Origin of the sequence: Geobacillus stearothermophilus ATCC 12980 (assembly GCF_030369615.1) — a bacterium.
Lineage (GTDB): Bacteria > Bacillota > Bacilli > Bacillales > Anoxybacillaceae > Geobacillus > Geobacillus stearothermophilus.
In genome coordinates this window covers 1,214,988-1,232,514 of sequence record NZ_CP128494.1, presented here as the reverse complement: position 1 = coordinate 1,232,514, position 17,527 = coordinate 1,214,988, and the positions used below count along the sequence as shown (strand labels likewise).

Annotated in this window: 12 protein-coding genes and 2 pseudogenes; 4 read left to right on the top strand and 10 right to left on the bottom strand. The window is 51.1% G+C overall.

All coding sequences use genetic code 11. The features are described 5' to 3' along the window. Positions 1 to 94 precede the first annotated feature (94 nt). Entirely contained in the window at positions 95 to 1,006 is a 912-nt protein-coding gene (gltC, locus tag QSJ10_RS06520; RefSeq protein WP_033016617.1) for a glutamate biosynthesis transcriptional regulator GltC, read from the top strand. A 197-nt stretch (positions 1,007 to 1,203) separates the two neighbouring features. On the opposite strand, the gene QSJ10_RS06515 is transcribed toward gltC, so the two are convergent. Both QSJ10_RS06515 and QSJ10_RS06510 read right to left on the bottom strand, forming a co-directional pair. Next, positions 1,204 to 2,190, bottom strand: coding sequence for an NADPH:quinone oxidoreductase family protein (locus QSJ10_RS06515; protein WP_033016618.1), 987 nt, complete (start codon positions 2,188 to 2,190; stop codon positions 1,204 to 1,206). Between the two features lie 260 nt (positions 2,191 to 2,450). Further along, a pseudogene (locus QSJ10_RS06510) lies at positions 2,451 to 2,996 on the bottom strand (IS256 family transposase); the annotation flags it as partial. Between the two features lie 114 nt (positions 2,997 to 3,110). Between QSJ10_RS06510 and QSJ10_RS06505 the strand changes: the two are divergent. After that, positions 3,111 to 3,524, top strand: a pseudogene (locus QSJ10_RS06505) (IS1634 family transposase); the annotation flags it as partial. A gap of 175 nt (positions 3,525 to 3,699) precedes the next feature. Here the strand turns inward: QSJ10_RS06505 and QSJ10_RS06500 are convergent. After that, positions 3,700 to 4,128 (bottom strand): DUF3888 domain-containing protein, encoded by a 429-nt coding sequence (locus QSJ10_RS06500; protein ID WP_015374612.1) that lies wholly within the window; start codon positions 4,126 to 4,128, stop codon positions 3,700 to 3,702. A gap of 199 nt (positions 4,129 to 4,327) precedes the next feature. Here QSJ10_RS06500 and QSJ10_RS06495 point away from each other — a divergent pair, with 199 nt between their 5' ends. Next, complete coding sequence (locus tag QSJ10_RS06495; RefSeq protein WP_033017407.1) at positions 4,328 to 4,639, top strand: hypothetical protein; 312 nt, start codon at positions 4,328 to 4,330, stop codon at positions 4,637 to 4,639. Between the two features lie 102 nt (positions 4,640 to 4,741). Here QSJ10_RS06495 and QSJ10_RS06490 read toward each other — a convergent pair whose 3' ends face one another. Together QSJ10_RS06490 and QSJ10_RS06485 are read right to left on the bottom strand one after the other, a co-directional pair. Next, on the bottom strand, positions 4,742 to 6,178 hold the full coding sequence (locus QSJ10_RS06490; protein ID WP_033017406.1) for a site-specific DNA-methyltransferase: 1,437 nt from the start codon (positions 6,176 to 6,178) through the stop codon (positions 4,742 to 4,744). Between the two features lie 354 nt (positions 6,179 to 6,532). Further along, positions 6,533 to 10,294 (bottom strand): bifunctional RecB family nuclease/DEAD/DEAH box helicase, encoded by a 3,762-nt coding sequence (locus QSJ10_RS06485; RefSeq protein WP_053532623.1) that lies wholly within the window; start codon positions 10,292 to 10,294, stop codon positions 6,533 to 6,535. 171 nt (positions 10,295 to 10,465) lie between these two features. Between QSJ10_RS06485 and QSJ10_RS06480 the strand changes: the two genes are divergently transcribed. Next, positions 10,466 to 11,152 carry a coiled-coil domain-containing protein gene (locus tag QSJ10_RS06480; protein WP_053532625.1) on the top strand — a complete coding sequence of 229 codons (687 nt, stop codon included), beginning with the start codon at positions 10,466 to 10,468 and terminating at the stop codon, positions 11,150 to 11,152. A gap of 38 nt (positions 11,153 to 11,190) precedes the next feature. Here QSJ10_RS06480 and QSJ10_RS06475 read toward each other — a convergent pair whose 3' ends face one another. The 5 genes from QSJ10_RS06475 to cysI form a co-directional block, all read right to left on the bottom strand. Beyond that, complete coding sequence (locus QSJ10_RS06475; RefSeq protein WP_053532626.1) at positions 11,191 to 12,150, bottom strand: siderophore ABC transporter substrate-binding protein; 960 nt, start codon at positions 12,148 to 12,150, stop codon at positions 11,191 to 11,193. A gap of 267 nt (positions 12,151 to 12,417) precedes the next feature. Then, positions 12,418 to 13,173, bottom strand: a complete 756-nt coding sequence (locus QSJ10_RS06470; protein ID WP_033017401.1) for an iron ABC transporter ATP-binding protein — start codon at positions 13,171 to 13,173, stop codon at positions 12,418 to 12,420. Continuing rightward, positions 13,167 to 14,117, bottom strand: a complete 951-nt coding sequence (locus QSJ10_RS06465; protein ID WP_053532629.1) for an iron chelate uptake ABC transporter family permease subunit — start codon at positions 14,115 to 14,117, stop codon at positions 13,167 to 13,169. The genes QSJ10_RS06470 and QSJ10_RS06465 overlap by 7 nt, the downstream gene beginning before the upstream one ends. Further along, on the bottom strand, positions 14,110 to 15,057 hold the full coding sequence (locus QSJ10_RS06460) for an ABC transporter permease (RefSeq protein WP_053532631.1): 948 nt from the start codon (positions 15,055 to 15,057) through the stop codon (positions 14,110 to 14,112). The genes QSJ10_RS06465 and QSJ10_RS06460 overlap by 8 nt, the downstream gene beginning before the upstream one ends. Before the next feature lie 728 nt (positions 15,058 to 15,785). Continuing rightward, positions 15,786 to 17,507, bottom strand: a complete 1,722-nt coding sequence (cysI, locus tag QSJ10_RS06455) for an assimilatory sulfite reductase (NADPH) hemoprotein subunit (RefSeq protein ID WP_033017397.1) — start codon at positions 17,505 to 17,507, stop codon at positions 15,786 to 15,788. Positions 17,508 to 17,527 lie beyond the last annotated feature (20 nt).

Genomic DNA, 17,527 nt, shown 5'->3' with positions numbered 1-17,527 from the left:
TAATATTCATTGTAGTTTTCAAAATTAATATAAACAATATATAATTTAGATAAAATCCATCTCTTTTTGCGATCAATCAAAAGGAGGGAGAAAAATGGAGCTGCGGCAACTGCAATATTTCGTGGAAGTCGCCCGGCGCGAACACGTCTCCGAAGCCGCCGACGCCCTCCATGTCGCGCAGTCGGCGATCAGCCGGCAAATTGCCAACCTCGAAGCGGAGCTTGGCGTGCAGCTGTTTGAACGGGAAGGGCGAAACGTGAAGCTCACCCCGATCGGCCGCCATTTTTTGTCGCACGCCGAAGCGGTGTTAAAGGCGGTCGAGGATGCAAAGCAACAAATCGAAGAGTATTTGGACCCGGAACGCGGAACGATTAAAATCGGGTTTCCAACAAGCCTGGCAAGCCACATGATGCCGATGGTCATCTCCGCCTTTAAAGCGGAGCACCCAAACGTCTCGTTCCATCTCCGCCAAGGGTCGTACTATTATTTAATCGAAGCGGTGAAAAAACGGGAGATCGACCTTGCCTTTCTCGGACCGATTCCGGTTCATGAAATCGGCATTAAAGGAGAAATTTTGTTTTCCGAACCGTTTGCCGCCCTCCTGCCGAACAGCCATCCGCTCGCCCGCCGCGACCGGATCGTATTGAACGAACTGCGCCATGATCCATTTGTAACGTTTCCAAAAGGATACATTTTGCATCAAATCGTTATTGACGCTTGCCACCAAGCCGGATTTTCGCCCAACATTTCATCGGAAGGCGAAGATCTCGATGCCATTAAAGGGCTTGTCTCCGCTGGCATCGGCGTGACCCTCCTGCCGGAAAGCGCCTTGTCGGAAAGCCTTCTTCGCTACGCCGCCAAAGTGCCAATCGAGATGCCGCAAGTAAAGCGCAACGTCGGCATTATCATTTCCGACCACCACGAACTCGCTCCGTCGGTAAAAGTGTTTTACCGGTTTGTGAAAGACTTTTTCGCGGAGCTCGAGCGGTATCAATTGCGGGGGTGAACGCTCCCCCGCCTACGCTCACGTCGAAAAACGGATTCGAGATCACAAAAAAAGACGCAGGTGCTTCCCCCTGCGTCTTTCCTTTCTTCTTCTGCACACTTCCCCTTTCCATCGCCTTCACTCATCAAGGATCATTCAAAAGAAGATGTGGAGAGCACCAAGTTCGGACGCTGCTTCCGTTCGATTGCGTCCGAACGTCATCCTAACCGCACGACCGTCCGGCCGCGCAGTTCGCCGCGCAAAATGCGCTTAAGCGCTTGCGGCAATTCAGCGAGCGAAATCTCTTGAGCAATCCGCTCCAAATCCGGCTTTAAGTCGCCAGCGAGCCGCTCCCAAATGCGGAGGCGCACATCCATTGGACAATAGACGGAATCAACGCCAAACAAGCTGACGCCGCGCAAAATGAATGGATGGACGGTTGTCGGCACCTCGACGCCGCCTGTCAACCCACTCACCGCCACCGCTCCGCCGTAGCGGATGCGGCTTAACACCGTCGCCAGCGTCCGGCCGCCGACCGGGTCGACCGCCGCGGCCCAGCGCTGCTTATCAAGCGGACGAATGCGTTCAGCCGTGACGTCTTCGCGCGTCAACACTTCCTTGGCGCCGAGGGCGCGCAAATAGTCGTGCTCCGCCGTTTTGCCTGTGCTCGCTTCCACCGTATAGCCGCGCTTGGCGAGCATCGACACGGCCAGACTCCCGACGCCGCCCGTCGCCCCCGTGACAAGCACCGGTCCGCGTTCCGGCGTCAACCCATGCTCCTCAAGACGGTGAATGGACAGCGCCGCTGTAAACCCAGCCGTCCCAATCGCCATCGCTTCTTTCAACGTCAACCCTTTTGGCAGCGGCACGAGCCAATCGCCGTGCAGGCGAGCATATTCACTGTAGCCCCCGAAATGCGTCACACCGATTTCATATCCGGTCGCGATCACCTCGTCCCCTTCGCGGAAGCGCGGATGGTGCGACGAAACAACCACCCCGGCCAAATCAATTCCCGGCACGAACGGATACGTTTTCACAATTTTGCCATCCGGAATGGACGCCAATCCATCTTTGTAATTGACGCTCGAATAATGGACGCGGACAAGGACGTCGCCTTCCGGCAAATCATCTATGGACATCGTCTGCACACCAGCGGTAAATTCTGTTTCGGTTTTGTTGACAACGAACGCTTGAAATGCGGACATCATTCCTCTCCCTTTCTTCATGCATTCTTCTCTCATGTCATTCGACAACCAAACGCCAGATTCCTTTCTGAACCAAGAAAACCCTCGCTTCCGGTGGTACCGTCAAGAATTTTGTGTAATGTAATGGAGTAGGGTTTCTCTGAAATGGATTTGGAATGAATAGGGAACTAGTTTCCTCCACACAGGAGACTGAATATTCGGTCTCCTGTGTGGAAAGGGAGAATCCCCCTATTTTGTTTATTTACAGTATTTGGTTAATGTTAACGTTCTTCAAACATTCGCTCGAGGGCTTCATGCGCTTCGGCAAATCCTCGCAACTTTCGCCCTGCCCATTTCTCATTAAAATCTTGAATGGTTAAATACACGACTTTTTCCGCAGCTTCTAAACTGCTCAAACTGTTCATCGGCTTTAGACGTTTCCGAATCTCCTTGATCGTTCGTTCGATGGCATTGGTCGTATAAATCACACTTCGAATACTGCTTGGATCATCCATAAATGTAAGGAGGACATCCAACTCATTGGCCCAAGATTGAACTTCTCTTGGATATTTGCTGGACCATTTCGACTCAAACTGTTGAAACATTTGTAACGCCATCTCCTTATTCGGCGCGCGATAAATCAGCTTGAGATCCTCGGCCACTTCGAATTGGTCTTTTTTCCGAACACGGCTGAGGGTGTTGCGGACTTTGTGCACGACACAGCGCTGCACATCGACTTTCGGATACACCGCCCGAAAGGCTTCCTCCAGCCCCGGAAGGCCATCGAAGACGCCAAGAAGCACTTCCTTGACGCCTCTTTGGTAGACCCGAGTTCGACAGTTTTGAGGCCATTTTAGGCAAATAAAAAGTCCAGAAATCCCGTTATATCAAGGACTTTGGGGTTGTCAACCTAGGAAAAAACCCTGAATTCCATAGGCACACGTTTAGCCGAAAAGTATGATGGCAAATATCTTATCCGCACGTCCGATGACACACTGTCTGCCGAGGATGTCGCGCTGGGATATAAGCAGCTGGTGGATATCGAGCTGGCTTTTCGTACACTGAAATCGACATTGGAATTGCGACCCATGTATCATCGCTTGGAAGACCGCATTCGTGTGCATGCGCTGCTCAGTTAGCTGGTTCTCTTGCTGGTTCGCATCGTAAAGATTCGGACCAACGAATCGTGGCCGAAAGTAAGAGAGGAATGCTAGCGTCTCACACTCGGACATTTTTCTTCGAAATACGGGGACCTTTATCAGCGGACAGAACTGACCGCCAAATAAGGGCAAACCTTTGCGACTCTAGGACTAGAGCCTCCCCCGAAGATCCTAGACATTCATCCTCGCTCCTAGATACACGCCACAAGTATACCTAATCGCCTCTCAGCCCTTCTGCATCAAGGACTGAGAGGCGATTTATTTGCCTAGTCACTGTCGAACTCGGGCAGGAGAAAGCAGCTGTATAAGCTCAGCTGTTCCTCGCTGATTAGTGAGTCCATTATTTAGGAAAAATAAAAGAGGTAATACCCTATGTTTGTTTTTTTATCTTCTCTTCGATGTGCTTGTAATCAATAATACGAATTTTGTCAAAATCGATTTCAAGTGTTATTATATCAATTCCGTAAGGAGGGTTGTGAGCCCCTTTAAATGTTTCTACACGAATTTTGAGTAAGAATTTATAACGACTCCCGGGTTCTAAATTTTTAATCTCTAATATTTTAGGCTTCCACCACTGAATTCCAGATGGTTTTCCATAATAATCCTGTACTGCTTTGGTTATATAAGGCGTTAAGAAGTAAATTGAAAGGTCCTCTAAATCATTTTTATTAACCACTAATGTAGTTGTTGACTCTGTTTCATAAATTTTTGATTTGGCGACAATTTTAGTCCCGACACCATACATTCCGAATAATATTATCAAAAAGAGGGACATTACTCCTATAAATTTCCTGTTCATATTTGAATTCCTCCCACGAGGGCGATGCCTTTTTGCAGGAAGCTGCTATTTTCCCTTGTCAATCCTGCCCCCAACCTTATCTACGCTTGGCATACAAAATGACAATTTTTCGAACTTTCCACAACATCTATTATATCGACAACGACTACGTTATATACTGACATTAAGAATGATTTCACAAGTTAGGAGGACTTAAATAATGATCGTCCACGAACTGACAGACATCGAACATCTATTCACTGAACAATTGCAGGAAGGCTACTACGTGATTCGCGAAACATACCAAAACGTACTCGTGGAGCCGGAAGACGGCGACACCATCCGACAAGTGGACGCTGGAACGGAAGAAGTCGTCACCATCGTATTTGATCCCGGCGACGAATACTCCCTCATTTGCCTTGACACCTACACGTTCGCCGACGGCATCCCGTCTTTAGCGGAGCTCAAAGAAACGATTGCCGCGGAGTACGACGTCTTTGTCAACGACCGTTGGGATGCGGCGTCATTGTAAAAAGCGCCTGAAACGACGGACATCAGGGACTCGGAACATAGACGCAACGCCTGTTTTACCAAAGCGCTTTTCATCAGCCGAATCGAAAAGCAGCCCGTCCACCTAGCGAGCGGGCTGCTTCGATTTCTTCTCGAACCGAAACACGCGAAAGCCAATATCAAGCTCTGTCTTTCCCGTTTCACGGACGATTTTCTCCCCCGCGCGGCGGATGCGCTCGCGGCCAATGTCGCAAATCGTCCGAAACCCCACCCGATACGCCTCGGACGTTTCCGCAAGCGGCTCGGGAAGTTGCACCATTATAAACGACCGCCGGCCGCCGTCTTCAGCGTTTTGCTGCATGACGGCATGGGCTGTTGTCGCCGAGCCGGAAAAAAAGTCGAGAATGATGTCATTGTCCTTCGTTGTCAACGCCACCATGCGCTGAATGAGCTTCACCGGCTTCGGGTAATCCATCACCGCCAGCCCATCGAACAGCTCCTTCAGCTCTTTTTTCGCCTCCTGCGAATGGGACACCTCATCATGCGTCCAAATCGTAAGCGGTGTCACCGTCGGCTTCACTTCGCTTAAAAACCGCTTCAGGCGCGGCACCCCGTTGCCGTCTTTGCCAAACCAAATGCGGTTGTCCGCCGCCAGCTCGGCGAAGCGCTCCTTTGTCACCCGCCAACAATACCCGTTCGGCGGCGAAACGACCCGGCCGCCTGGCGTCACGATGTCATAAATTTTTTCCGGAATCGGCGGACCGACCGACAAATCTCCTGACGTCCACGGCCCGCGCGGGTCGTTGTCCGGATTGGCATACCGCCCGTCCGCTTCCGGATGGCGCGGCAAGCCGTACCAAGCTAAACGGTCGATATTTTTCGCGTAACAGAGGATGAAGTCATGGTTGCGCGAAGCGAACTTGTTCATGTTCACAGGCGAAAACGCCCGCTGCCAAATGAACGTGGCGACAAAATTTCGCTCGCCAAACAGTTCATCGCACATCTTTTTCAAATTCGCCTGTTCTGTATCATCAATGGAAATAAACATCGCCCCTGTCTCCGCCAACAGCTCCCGCGCCACCAAAAGGCGCGGGTACATCATGTTGAGCCAGCCGGCATGAGCGCGCGCTTCCTCTATATCCTTCCTACGAGCTGGCGCGCTCTTCTTTTGGCGCCAATGGTCTTTATACGTCAGCACTTTCCCGGTGTTGTACGGCGGGTCGATGTAAATCATTTGGATGGCCCCTGCATGCGACGTCCGCAGCAGTTTTAATACTTCTAAATTGTCTCCTTCAATATACCAATTGTTTGTTGTCTCCCACTGCTTGCTCGCTGCCTGATCCGGCCGCAATACTCCGGACGCAGGCGTTTCAGCGAGCCGCCTCGCCTCTTCCTTCCCCGGCCACATGAACTCATATGCTTCCTGCCGTTTGTGACCGCCATGCACCCTCTTCAGCCACTCCCAATCGATGCCCCCATCCACAACCGCTTCCGGAAAGAGCTTTTTGATCACCTCAAGCCTTGCATCCGACACCGATCTTCTCCCGCCGGCATTTGCCATGGCACGCCCCCCTCTCTTCCCGCGCATTCTCAGCGCAGTGTTTCTTATCGACGAATCTTATTTCCATTATTTCGCCATGGCTCGGCGGTTTCCTTCCTTAATTTTCTTATCAACTATTCACCGTTCGTACATCAATCCCCATTCCGTCCCCCACGCCCCCCTCTTCCGAACCGTGCGCGGCTGCGCTCAGCATGGAAACAAAACGAGCCAACAAACGGAGAAGGCGGCATGGCGGATGGTGACTGCTTATGCGGTTTTTGAGTAAGAAAATGGGGGATTCTCGGATGCATCAAAGAATTTCTCAAGTTGAACAGCGCCTTGATTCATCCTTTTTTCCTGTCAAACTCAGCAGCTTCATAGAGTGTCCATGTTTTCCATCTTCGGACGACTGACTCGGTACATTTGCAGCGCAACACCGTCGACCATAAACGTTTGCGCTTCCCCATGACGTAAAGCGTACTGCTCAAGCCCAACCATAAAGTTGACTCCTTCACGGTATTCCTCGTTGCCGATCACCTGAAGCGGCGGCGACATGAGTTGGCGCGAGAGGAAGAGGATCGCCTTTTTCCGCGCCCGCGTGAGCGAAACGTTGAGGCGGTTCAAACTATAGATGAACTCCCCTTCCATCACAGCCAGTTCCGGATCGGCGACGCCGTAGCTGATGATCGCCGCATCCACTTCTTGCCCTTGCATTTTATCAACCGTATCGACGAAAAACGGCGGACGCAGTCCTTGGTGTTCAAGGGCACGGCGAATGGCGCGGATTTGCGCCCGATGCGGCGAGATGATAAACAGCCCGCGGCGCCAAAACGCTTGGTCGCCTTCTGATGAGTCATCGTACCGTTTTTCCTCGCTGTCGAGAAGCCGTTCCCGCAACACCTTCGCGATGCTCGCCACCCAGCGCGCTTCCGCCTCGTTTTCTTGGGCACCGTACACGCCGTCATACGTGCAGACGACAAGCGGATAGTCAGGGTCGATCGCTGCTTCCACCCATTCATCGGCAGTTGGGGCATCGGCGAGCGCCAACGTTTGTTCGGCAATCTGGCGGGTGAACGCGGTATACTGGGAGCTGTAAATCCGCTCGGCCGGGTAGCGGCAAAGCGCCTCGTTCATGCGGAAATTGTCCGTCAGTTGGCGGGTATACCGCTTCTCCACATCCGCGTCAAACAGCAGGCGGAAAATCGAGTCGAACAGGTGCGGTTCCCCTTCCGCGGCCGCATACGTCCCTTGAATGATTGGCGGCAGCTGGAAATGGTCACCGACGATAAGCAGCCTGCCTGCTTTTTTGACATGGCGCAACACCAACAGTGAATCGGCCACGCGGATTTGCGACGCCTCATCCAGAATGACGACGTCAAACTCTTCTAGACAGCCTTTTTCATACGCTCTTTGAATGCCGTACAGCGTGGCGCCAAGCACCCGATGCCCGCCGTTGCCCAGCCATCGGGGAAGGTCACGGTCCGCCACCTCGGCGATTCCTTTGGCGTTTTCCGTCTGAATCTCACCAAGTTTCGCGATATGGACGCTGCGCCGCGGCGCAAGCTCCTGAATTTTGCGCAGAACGTTTTCGATCGCCGCATGGGTGAAACCCGAAACAAGAATGGCAAGCCTGCGCCCCTGCTTTTCGTAAATCGGCATAAGCAGCCGAAGAGCGACGGCAATAAAATGCGTTTTCCCGGTGCCAGGCGGACCCCAGACGAGCGTCAACGTATGACGGAGAAAGTGGAGAAACGCCTGACGCTGGCTTTTCGTCAGCCTGCTTTGGCGGAGAAGCGCCTTGACTTCCTCTGCATCCCAGTTGGGACGAAACGTTTTCCGATAGCGAATCGGATCGCGAATCAAGTCCAAGATGCGATGATTGTCCTTATCCAACTGTTGCAACGCCTGCAAGACGCGCGGGGTGGTAAAATCCGCATGCCGAAGCGACAGCCAATACTCCCCTCCTTCCACAAGCGGGAACCGGTCGAGCCATTTGGGCAACTTGAGCTCGAGTTCAGCTGTCTTGCCATTATCTTCGATGGCGCTAATGCGGGTAAAGTACAAATTGACCCGTTGAGGCGTCTTCCATTCACTGGCGTACTTATGATCAGGAAACGTCTGTTGCGCCTTTTCCCCTTCCTCATTGCACTCCGTCAAAAGCCAGCTCGCCTTCTGGTCGATCGCTTCAAGCGCCTGGCGGTTGTTCAATCGGAACCGATCGCCGCCAAGGTACGTGACATGAAGCGTCACTCCGTTCTCAAGCCGCTCCGAAAGCGGAAGCAGGCGCTTTTGGCGAATATCCAAGTAGTTTAATAGCGCCTCATAGCGCGCCATAAACGCCAGCTCGGACACAAGCGGATCACGGTAATCAGCCGAATGAGGAAACGCAAATTTTTCCGGCCAGACCATAAGCGGCGAAGGATGGACGCTCTCGGCCCACGCACGGATTCCTTGAATGATGCTGTGAGCGGCCCAAAGGCGGCGGCTCAGCTCCTTCTCGACCGCTTTTCGTTTTTCCTCGTCCCCCGTTTGCCAGGCGTCGTGCAGCACATCCAGTTTCATGGCGTTTGTCAAACGAAATGAAAAACGCTCACTCGCCGAGTACAGAAACGGCGAATCATGGTAGGTCGCAATATATCGCGACAAGTCTTCAAGACGGTACGCGACATGCGCCGGCAAGGCGAACAGCTGGCTCACAGCCGTTGTCAGCACAACGACAGGAAGCGGAACCATTTCGCTTGGGTGGTCGCTGGCACTTGCTAGTGAGCTGCTATGAAAATACGACAGCAGCCGAACAGCTTTTTCGTTATAGTCTGGATCGAACAAAAGCGCTTGAAGTAGCTGCTGCACATTGTCCCATTCATAGTTGTCGATGACATACACCTGCACCGATTTTTGCGACCGCCACTCTCGCTCCCGGTTGTAATCGTGCACCGTCTGAAGCAGGCGGTCCAGCGCATCGGCCAGCTTTCGGCCAACCTCGTCGCATTCCTCAAACGAACCGGCGATAACATGATGCATTTCCGATCCCGTTCCAAACACGTCTGTTCCACCAACACGGTACAACGATGCCGCCGCAATCTTCCCCGTCAACGGATCGCGTTGCGCGGTGAGAATCAGACGGATGTCTTCCCATATCGGCATATGCGTCACCGCCTGGTCATACGGAACGACCTTTTCCTCCGCAATCGCCTCAAGCTGCGCTTCAAGCCGCCGAAGTTGACGCGCCAATCCAGCGTTTTGTTTTAGGACGTGTCTCGTTTCTTGACGCTCAAGAAGTTGGCGAAACTCATCTATCGTCTCCGGAAGCTGCCGCTCGCGGATAAAGCGGGACGCATGACTCGATAAGTACGGAACGAGGGAAATATGCGACTGTTTCCGCGCTTTGTCGAAACAGTAATCATAGAACGGGCACCATTCACAGCGATAATCCAAATGCCAAAACAGCTCATCAAGTTGCTTCCCAGCCAGCGCCGTCAATTCGCTAGCCAAAAACTGCTCAAGAAACGGAAGCAGCTGTCCGATATCTGTCAGCTGCGGCTGCTCGGTTTTGTACGTCCATATCCCGGCTTCGCGCAAATCGACGCTGCCCTTAACACCGTGCTCCTCTAACACCGAGGACAACATCAACGCGTACAGCGCCGTTTGCACGCGGTGGGAAATCTTTAACACATCTGATGATTTGATGTCGATGATGCGGAACACAAAGCCGTTTTGCCCCGGAATGCACTCAATCAAATCCGGACGACACGCCGCAAACCGGATCATCGTTGTGTCCAGTCCGTACCGCTCGTAAAAGCGCGGCGGCGCGATCAATGTCGGCTGGTATAAATAGCGCTTGCTCGGCTGCTTCAGCTCGCGGATCGTCTCCTCTCCATCCAAATAGCAGTGGGAAATCGGTGCGCCAGGCTCTCGCTTCCCCATCTGCACTTGGCCGGCCAAATAGGTCGTAATCACTTCCTCTTCCCACTCAACCCCTCGGCGCAGCACGCTCTCATGAACCGCAGGCTGCTCAAACAGCTCTTCCGGCACATCGAGCTCGCTTCGCCGTTCTTTCGCCAACGACTGAAAATAAAAATTCCGCTCGCACTCGTGATAAAAATAGCTTGCGATTTTGGCAGGAGAAACGTAAAGCATACATCGATCCCTTTCTAAAAACATACTAGCCGACATCCGCACTGGGACTTGTCAGTTTGTTTATTCATTGTATCATATGTTTGTACGCTTTCCTATATACACCATTCGTGCTTGTCCGACAAGAACATATGTGCTATAATGAAAGAAATTAGAATGAAAGAGGGGCCAACCATGAGCGAAGAGATCCTCTTGCAGTTGTTCAACCGCCTTGGTCATATCGAGAACACGCTGCACCTCCTCGTCGAAAGCCACAAACGGCTGGAAGCAGAACAACAAGAAATGCGAAAAGAACAGCAGGAGATCCGTAGAGAACAACAAGAAATGCGAAAAGAACAGCAGGAGATCCGTAGAGAACAACAGGAAATGCGGAAAGAACAGCAGGAGATCCGTAGAGAACAGCAGGAAATGCGGAAAGAACAACAGGAGATCCGTAGAGAACAGCAGGAAATGCGGAAAGAACAACAGGAGATCCGTAGAGAACAGCAGGAAATGCGGAAAGAACAAGAAGAATTCCGGCGGATCCAGCAAGCTCTCCTTGAAGGCCAAAAGCGGTTAGAAGAAGAACAAGCCCATATCAAAGCCGGCCAAAAAGAGCTGTATGACTTGATGTCTGCCCTGCTTCACCGCCAGGATGAAACCGACGCCGCACTCGACGCCCTCGCGATGGACGTGCACAAACTTCACGGTGAAGTTTCTTCCATCCACCAAAGACTCGACTCCTTAGAGAAAAAAGTCGATTCCCATGCCCAATCATTCAATGAACAGCTGAACAACATCAAACTTGACATCACCTTCCTCTCGAACAAAGTCATCGAACACGAACGGGAAATCTACAAAATTAAGAATGTCATTTTATGACGATAAAGCAGGCGGGCCGCCTAAGCCCGCCTGTCCTTTTATTTCAATCCTTCTTCCACCTGTTTGATCATTTCCGACACCGACGTCAATCCGCCGCCTGAGAGATACCAATAATTTGGATCCAAGTAGACAATGTGGCCGTTTTGATATGCTTTCGTCTTTTTCACAAGTGCATTTTCAATCGTTTGCTTCGCTGTCGGCTTTCCTTCTACAACGGCGTCGCGGTCAATGACAAACAAGTAATCCGGGTTTTTCTCGGCAATGTACTCAAATGATACGCTTTGTCCATGAGGATTCGTCACTTTCAAATTCGGGTCTGCGGCTGGCACGCCGAGCACATCATGGATGAGCCCAAAGCGCGAACCTTTGCCGTACGCACTCACTTTCCCACCGGTCGTCAAAATGATCAGCGCTTTTTTGTCTGCAGCCTTTGTCTTCACTTCTTCGATTTGTTTTTCAATATTGGCCAGTTCCTCATCTACTTCTTTTTCTTTGCCAAACATTTGCCCGATCAGCTTCATATTGTTTGTAAATGAATCCCAATAATGTTGAGTGTCAATCCCTATATACACGGTTGGGCCAATCTCTTTCAACTTGTCATACAAATGTGCTTGACGACCGGAAATAAAAATGACATCCGGCTTGATTTCGCTCAATTTTTCAAAATCCGGCTCCTTCAAGCTGCCGACGTTTTGGTAGTCGCTGCTTTTATATTTCTCCAAGTATTTCGGCACGTTCATCTGCGGCAAAGCTGTCACCTTCACCCCTAGTTTATCAAGGGTGTCCAGCACTCCAAAATCAAAGACAACCACTTTCTCTGGATTTTTCTTGACTTTCGCCTCTCCAAGCTGGTGCTTGATCGTCATTTCCTCGGCCTGTTCCGTTTTCTTCTCGTCATTCTTCCCACTCGCTCCGTTGCTTGCAGTCTCCTTATTGCCGCAAGCAGCCAGTACGACAAGAAGCAAAGCAACCACTACCATCAGCCAACGCTGTTTCATTGGCTATACCCCCCTTTGGAAATTCAAATTATATGTTGACGGCTTTCGTATTCACTCAACAAGGGGCGCCCTTTCTTGCCGATGTCAACATGAAAGCCGGCTCAACCATTTTTTACTTAATTGGAATCTTCTTCATATACTTGACTTTGATCGCGTCTCCCCGTCCCATGTTTGAATCCGAGACGGAGCTCTTCACCAAGCATGCCCATAGGCTTCCACAGCCCGCTTTTTCACTAGTCAAGATGGACGCTTTCTCATGGGAATTTGCTAAAAATACACACAGATGCGCCGATTTTCAATCGTCTGCACGCGCACATCCAAATCATAAATGCCGCGAAGCACTTCATTGCGCATGATCGATGAAACATCCCCTTCACAGACGACCGCTCCATCTTTTAACGCGACCATATAATCGGAGTAACAGGAAGCAAAGTTAATATCGTGCATCACCATCACGATCGTTTTGCCAAGCTCATCGACCAGCTTGCGCAACACTTTCATCATTTGCACGGCGTGTTTCATATCCAAATTGTTCAACGGCTCATCCAAGAAAATATAATCCGTATCTTGCGCCAACACCATCGCGATATAAGCTCTCTGCCGCTGTCCGCCGCTCAACTCGTCCATATAGCGGTCTTGCAATGGCTCCAGCTCCATATAGCGGATCGCCTCACGCACATAGTCGCGATCTTGGCGCGTCAAGCGGCCGCGCGAATACGGAAAGCGACCGAACGACACCAATTCGTGTACCGTCAAGCGAGCCGCAATGTGGTTGGATTGCTTCAAAATGGAAATTTTTTTCGCCAACTCTTCTGTCCGATAACGAGCAATTTCCTTTCCTTCAATCCAGATTTCCCCGCCATCTTTTGGAATTAAGCGGCTCATCATGGACAAAAGCGTGCTTTTCCCCGCCCCGTTCGGGCCAATGAGCGATGTGAGCTTGCGGCGCGGAACAGATAAAGATACACGGTCAATCACGGTCTTCCCGCCGTATCGCTTCAATACTTGTTTCACCTCTACCATGCTTTTCGCTCCTTTAACAAAAGGTATAGAAAATAGACGCCTCCGACCATGTTGACAATGACAGACAACGTCGTCGAAAAGGTGAACACTCGCTCGACTACCAACTGGCCGCCAACGAGGGCGATGATGCCGAACAGAGCTGCTCCCGTAAGCAAATAACGATGTTCATACGTTTGAAAAAACGCATACGCCACATTGGCGACTATCAATCCGAAAAACATGATGGGACCAACAAGCGCGGTCGAAACCGACACCAACACCGCCACAATCATCAGCAGCCGTTTGACGACCGTTTCATACGCCACGCCTAAATTGATCGCATGATCTTTGCCGAGCGACAGCACGTCCAACTCGTAAAGATGACGGTATGTATACAATGTCGCAGCCGCAATGAGCAGGCCTGCCGGCCAAAGCAAGTCTGTTTTTATATTGTTGATGCTCGCAAACATTCGATCTTGAATGATGGAAAATTCATTTGGGTCAATCAAATATTGCATGAAAGACGTCAAACTTTGGAAAAACGTACCGAGAATCATCCCAACAAGCAAGATGAAATATAAATTTTGCCCTTCACGGCGAAACAAAAACGAATACAATAAAACTGAAAAACCGATCATCGCCCCAGCAGACAAGAGAAAGTGCGAGGTGTTGCCCATCATGGTCAACGTCGTCGAACCGAACAAAAACACCACAGCAGTTTGTACAAGCATATAAACGGAATCAAGCCCGATAATGCTTGGAGTTAAAATACGATTATTGGTCATCGTCTGAAATAAGATGGTCGAAACCGCCCCCGCCCAACCGACAAGCACCATCGCGACAATCTTTTCGCTCCGCGAGCGCAACACATAGTCAAAATCCCCTCGCAAGTGTGCAAACAAAAACAGCACGATCAATCCGAGCGCCAATACCACGAGCACAACCACTTTCATCCGATTAGACATACTGCTTCGTTCTCCTTACGAGCAAATATAAAAAGACGCCGCTTCCGATTACTCCAACCGTCAAGCCGATCGGAATTTCGTATGGATAAATGGCGACTCGGCCAAATACATCGCAAATCAGCACAAACAAAGCGCCAAATATGGCTGTCAACGGCAATACTTTGCGCAAATGATCCCCATAATACATCGTGACAATGTTCGGAACGATCAGCCCTAAAAACGGCAGCGTCCCAACCGTCAACACCTCAACAGCAGAAACAACAGCGACAATGAGGAGACCGGTGTAGACAATCGAACGGTAGCGAACCCCTAAGTTCGTCGCCATCTCCTCCCCCATGCCGGCGATCGTAAACCGATTGGCGTATACATAAGCGATTGCCATGAGCGGAACGCTCACATACAGCATTTCATAACGTCCTTGCATCATAACGGAAAAATCGCCGTGCATCCATGCGGACATCGATTGAATCAAATCATATTTATAAGCCAAAAACGTCGCGACAGAACCGACAATATTGCCAAACATCAAGCCGATGAGCGGAATAAAGATCGAATCTTTATACTTCACACGATCCAAAACCGTCATAAACAGCAGCGTCCCCACAAACGCAAACACAACGGCAATAGCCACCTTCACAAGCGGCCCTGCGGCAGCGAATGCAATCATGGACACCAACAGGCCAAGCCGCGCCCAATCCATCGTTCCCGCCGTCGTCGGCGACACAAATCGGTTTTGGCTCAACTGCTGCATGATCAAGCCGCAAATGCTCACGCTTGACCCGGCGATCAGAATGCTGATGAGCCTCGGCAAGCGACTGATCAAAAACACTTCCCACGCCTCACGGTCGCCGGCAAACAGCTCGCGAGGCGATAAATCATGCACACCGACAAACAATGATGCCGCAGCCAAAACAACAAGAAGCACCATCCATTTTTTCATGTTTTCTCATCCTGTCTCCCGTTCTATCCCATCATACAAGTCGAATGACGATGCCATGTCCAGACTCAATTGCTTTACAGGTGCAATTATGATATTGATTATCTTTCGTGATTAAAAAGATAAATTCTGCTTGTGTTGAGAAGCAACCAGCACCGCCAAGATGGCTGGCATCTCCTCAATCGCTGTTCTTTTCAAGTCAAGCCATTCTGTCCGCATGCGGCCACCACATCTCACTCCATTCTTTTGAAAACCATGTTCCCGCCTAAACCTCTAAAAAGAGAAGGATTATCATTTTCACACACCATATTTTAATTGATAAAAATTATCATTGTCAATATTTTCATCGTTTTTTTGTAAGCAAACCGTTTGCTCGCCGACAATCACCTTCACCAATGGCTTGACGCTAAAAAAAGCGCCCTGCCTAAACAGCAGCGCACTTTCATGATCTGAAAAATACAAGTTCATAACACTACTATAATATAGTTGAAATATTTCGCGAATTATATAAGTTGCAATTTTTTACATAGCATTGTTCGCTCTTTTTGTCACCGTGCCAGCTTTTCAAGTGATAAAGATAGGACATGGAGATCGGAAATCCTTTATTACAACCTCATATTGATTGAATGCGGCTACAATGAACAAAACACCAAAGCCATTGCATGAAAGCAACAAAAAAACCAACCTCCCCTAAACAAGGAGAGGCTGGTTTCCATTTCACCCTGACCACTTTAATCATGAAAATTCGTCCCATCCGTCACTTCTTTGACGATGCCGGCGCGGATGACGAAGTCGCCGAAATGTTCACCGTCGAGCCGCTCTTTCGCATAGCGGGATAGGAGAACGCGCAGTTCGCGCAAAATTTCTTCTTCGCCGATGTTTTCGCGGTACAGTTTGCCAAGGCGCGTGCCGTTGAACGCAGCGCCGAGGTACATGTTGTATTTTCCGACCGCTTTGCCGACGAAGGCGATTTCTGCGAGCACGTGGCGGGCGCAGCCGTTCGGACAGCCCGTCATGCGGATCGTGATTTCTTCATCGCGCAAACCGTTTTCGGCGATAATTTCCTCGATTTTATCAAGCAGCTTCGGCAAGTAGCGCTCCGCTTCCGCCATCGCCAAGCCGCACGTCGGCAAGGCGACACAGGCGAGCGCGTTGCGGCGCAAGGCGGTGTACCGGCGGCCGTCGGTCAAGCCGTATTCGGCGATGAGTGCCTCGATTTCCGGCTTTTTCTCGCTCGTGACATTGGCGATGATCAAGTTTTGGTTTGGCGTCAGCCGGAAATCGCCCGTATGGACTTTCGCGATTTCGCGCAGGCCGGTCATCAGCTTGTAATCGTCGTAGTCTTTGACGCGGCCGCCTTCGACAAAGAGTGTGAAGTGCCATGTCCCATTGACGCCTTCGACCCAGCCATAGCGGTCGCCGCTATGCTCGAAATGGTACGGGCGCGCTTCGCCGAGCTTCCAGCCAAGGCGGCGCTCAATTTCTTCTTTCACCGTTTCAAGGCCAAGGCGGGCGATCGTGTATTTAAAGCGGGCGTGTTTGCGCGATGAGCGGTTGCCGTAGTCGCGCTGAACGGTCATAATTTTCTCCGCCACCTCGACCACTTGATCCGGCCGGCAGAAGCCGATCACCTTGGCAAGCTGCGGATACGTCGTTTTGTCCCCATGGGTCATCCCCATGCCGCCACCGATGGCGACATTAAACCCGGCGAGCTTGCCGTCTTCGACAATGGCGATGAACCCGATGTCTTGCGAGAACACATCGACGTCGTTCGACGGCGGAACGGCGATGCCGATTTTAAACTTCCGCGGCAAATACGTCGGTCCGTAAATCGGCTCTTCTTCGCCGTCAACCGCCGGCGTCCCCGCCACTTTCTCGTCGTCCAGCCAAATTTCGTAGTACGCCCGCGTCCGCGGCAACAAATGGTCGCTGATCAGCTTTGCCCACTCATATACTTCTGCATGCACTTCCGACTGGTACGGATTCGGGTTGCACATGACGTTTCGGTTGACGTCGCCACACGCCGCAAGCGTCGTCATCAGCGCATTGTGAATGGCTTGCATCGTTTTTTTCATGTTCCATTTTAAGACGCCGTGCAATTGGAACGCTTGGCGCGTCGTCAGCTTCAACGTGCCGTTCGCATACTTGCGGGCGAGCTCATCCATGACAAGCCACTGTTCCGGCGTCGCCACCCCGCCCGGCGTGCGGACGCGAACCATGAACTGGTATGCAGGCTCCAGTTTTTGTTTTTGCCGCTCGGTGCGCACGTCGCGGTCGTCTTGCAAATAGCTGCCGTGGAATTTCATCAACCGGTTGTCATCCTCTGGAATTCCTGCGCTGAGCGGGTCTTCTATCGTTTCCGCGAGCGTGCCGCGCAAGTAACGGCTTTCCTGCTTGATGCGCTCCACATCGCTTGGCGGTCCGTCCGGCGCTTTTAACACGACTTTCGCCATTTTCGATCCCACTCCTTCTT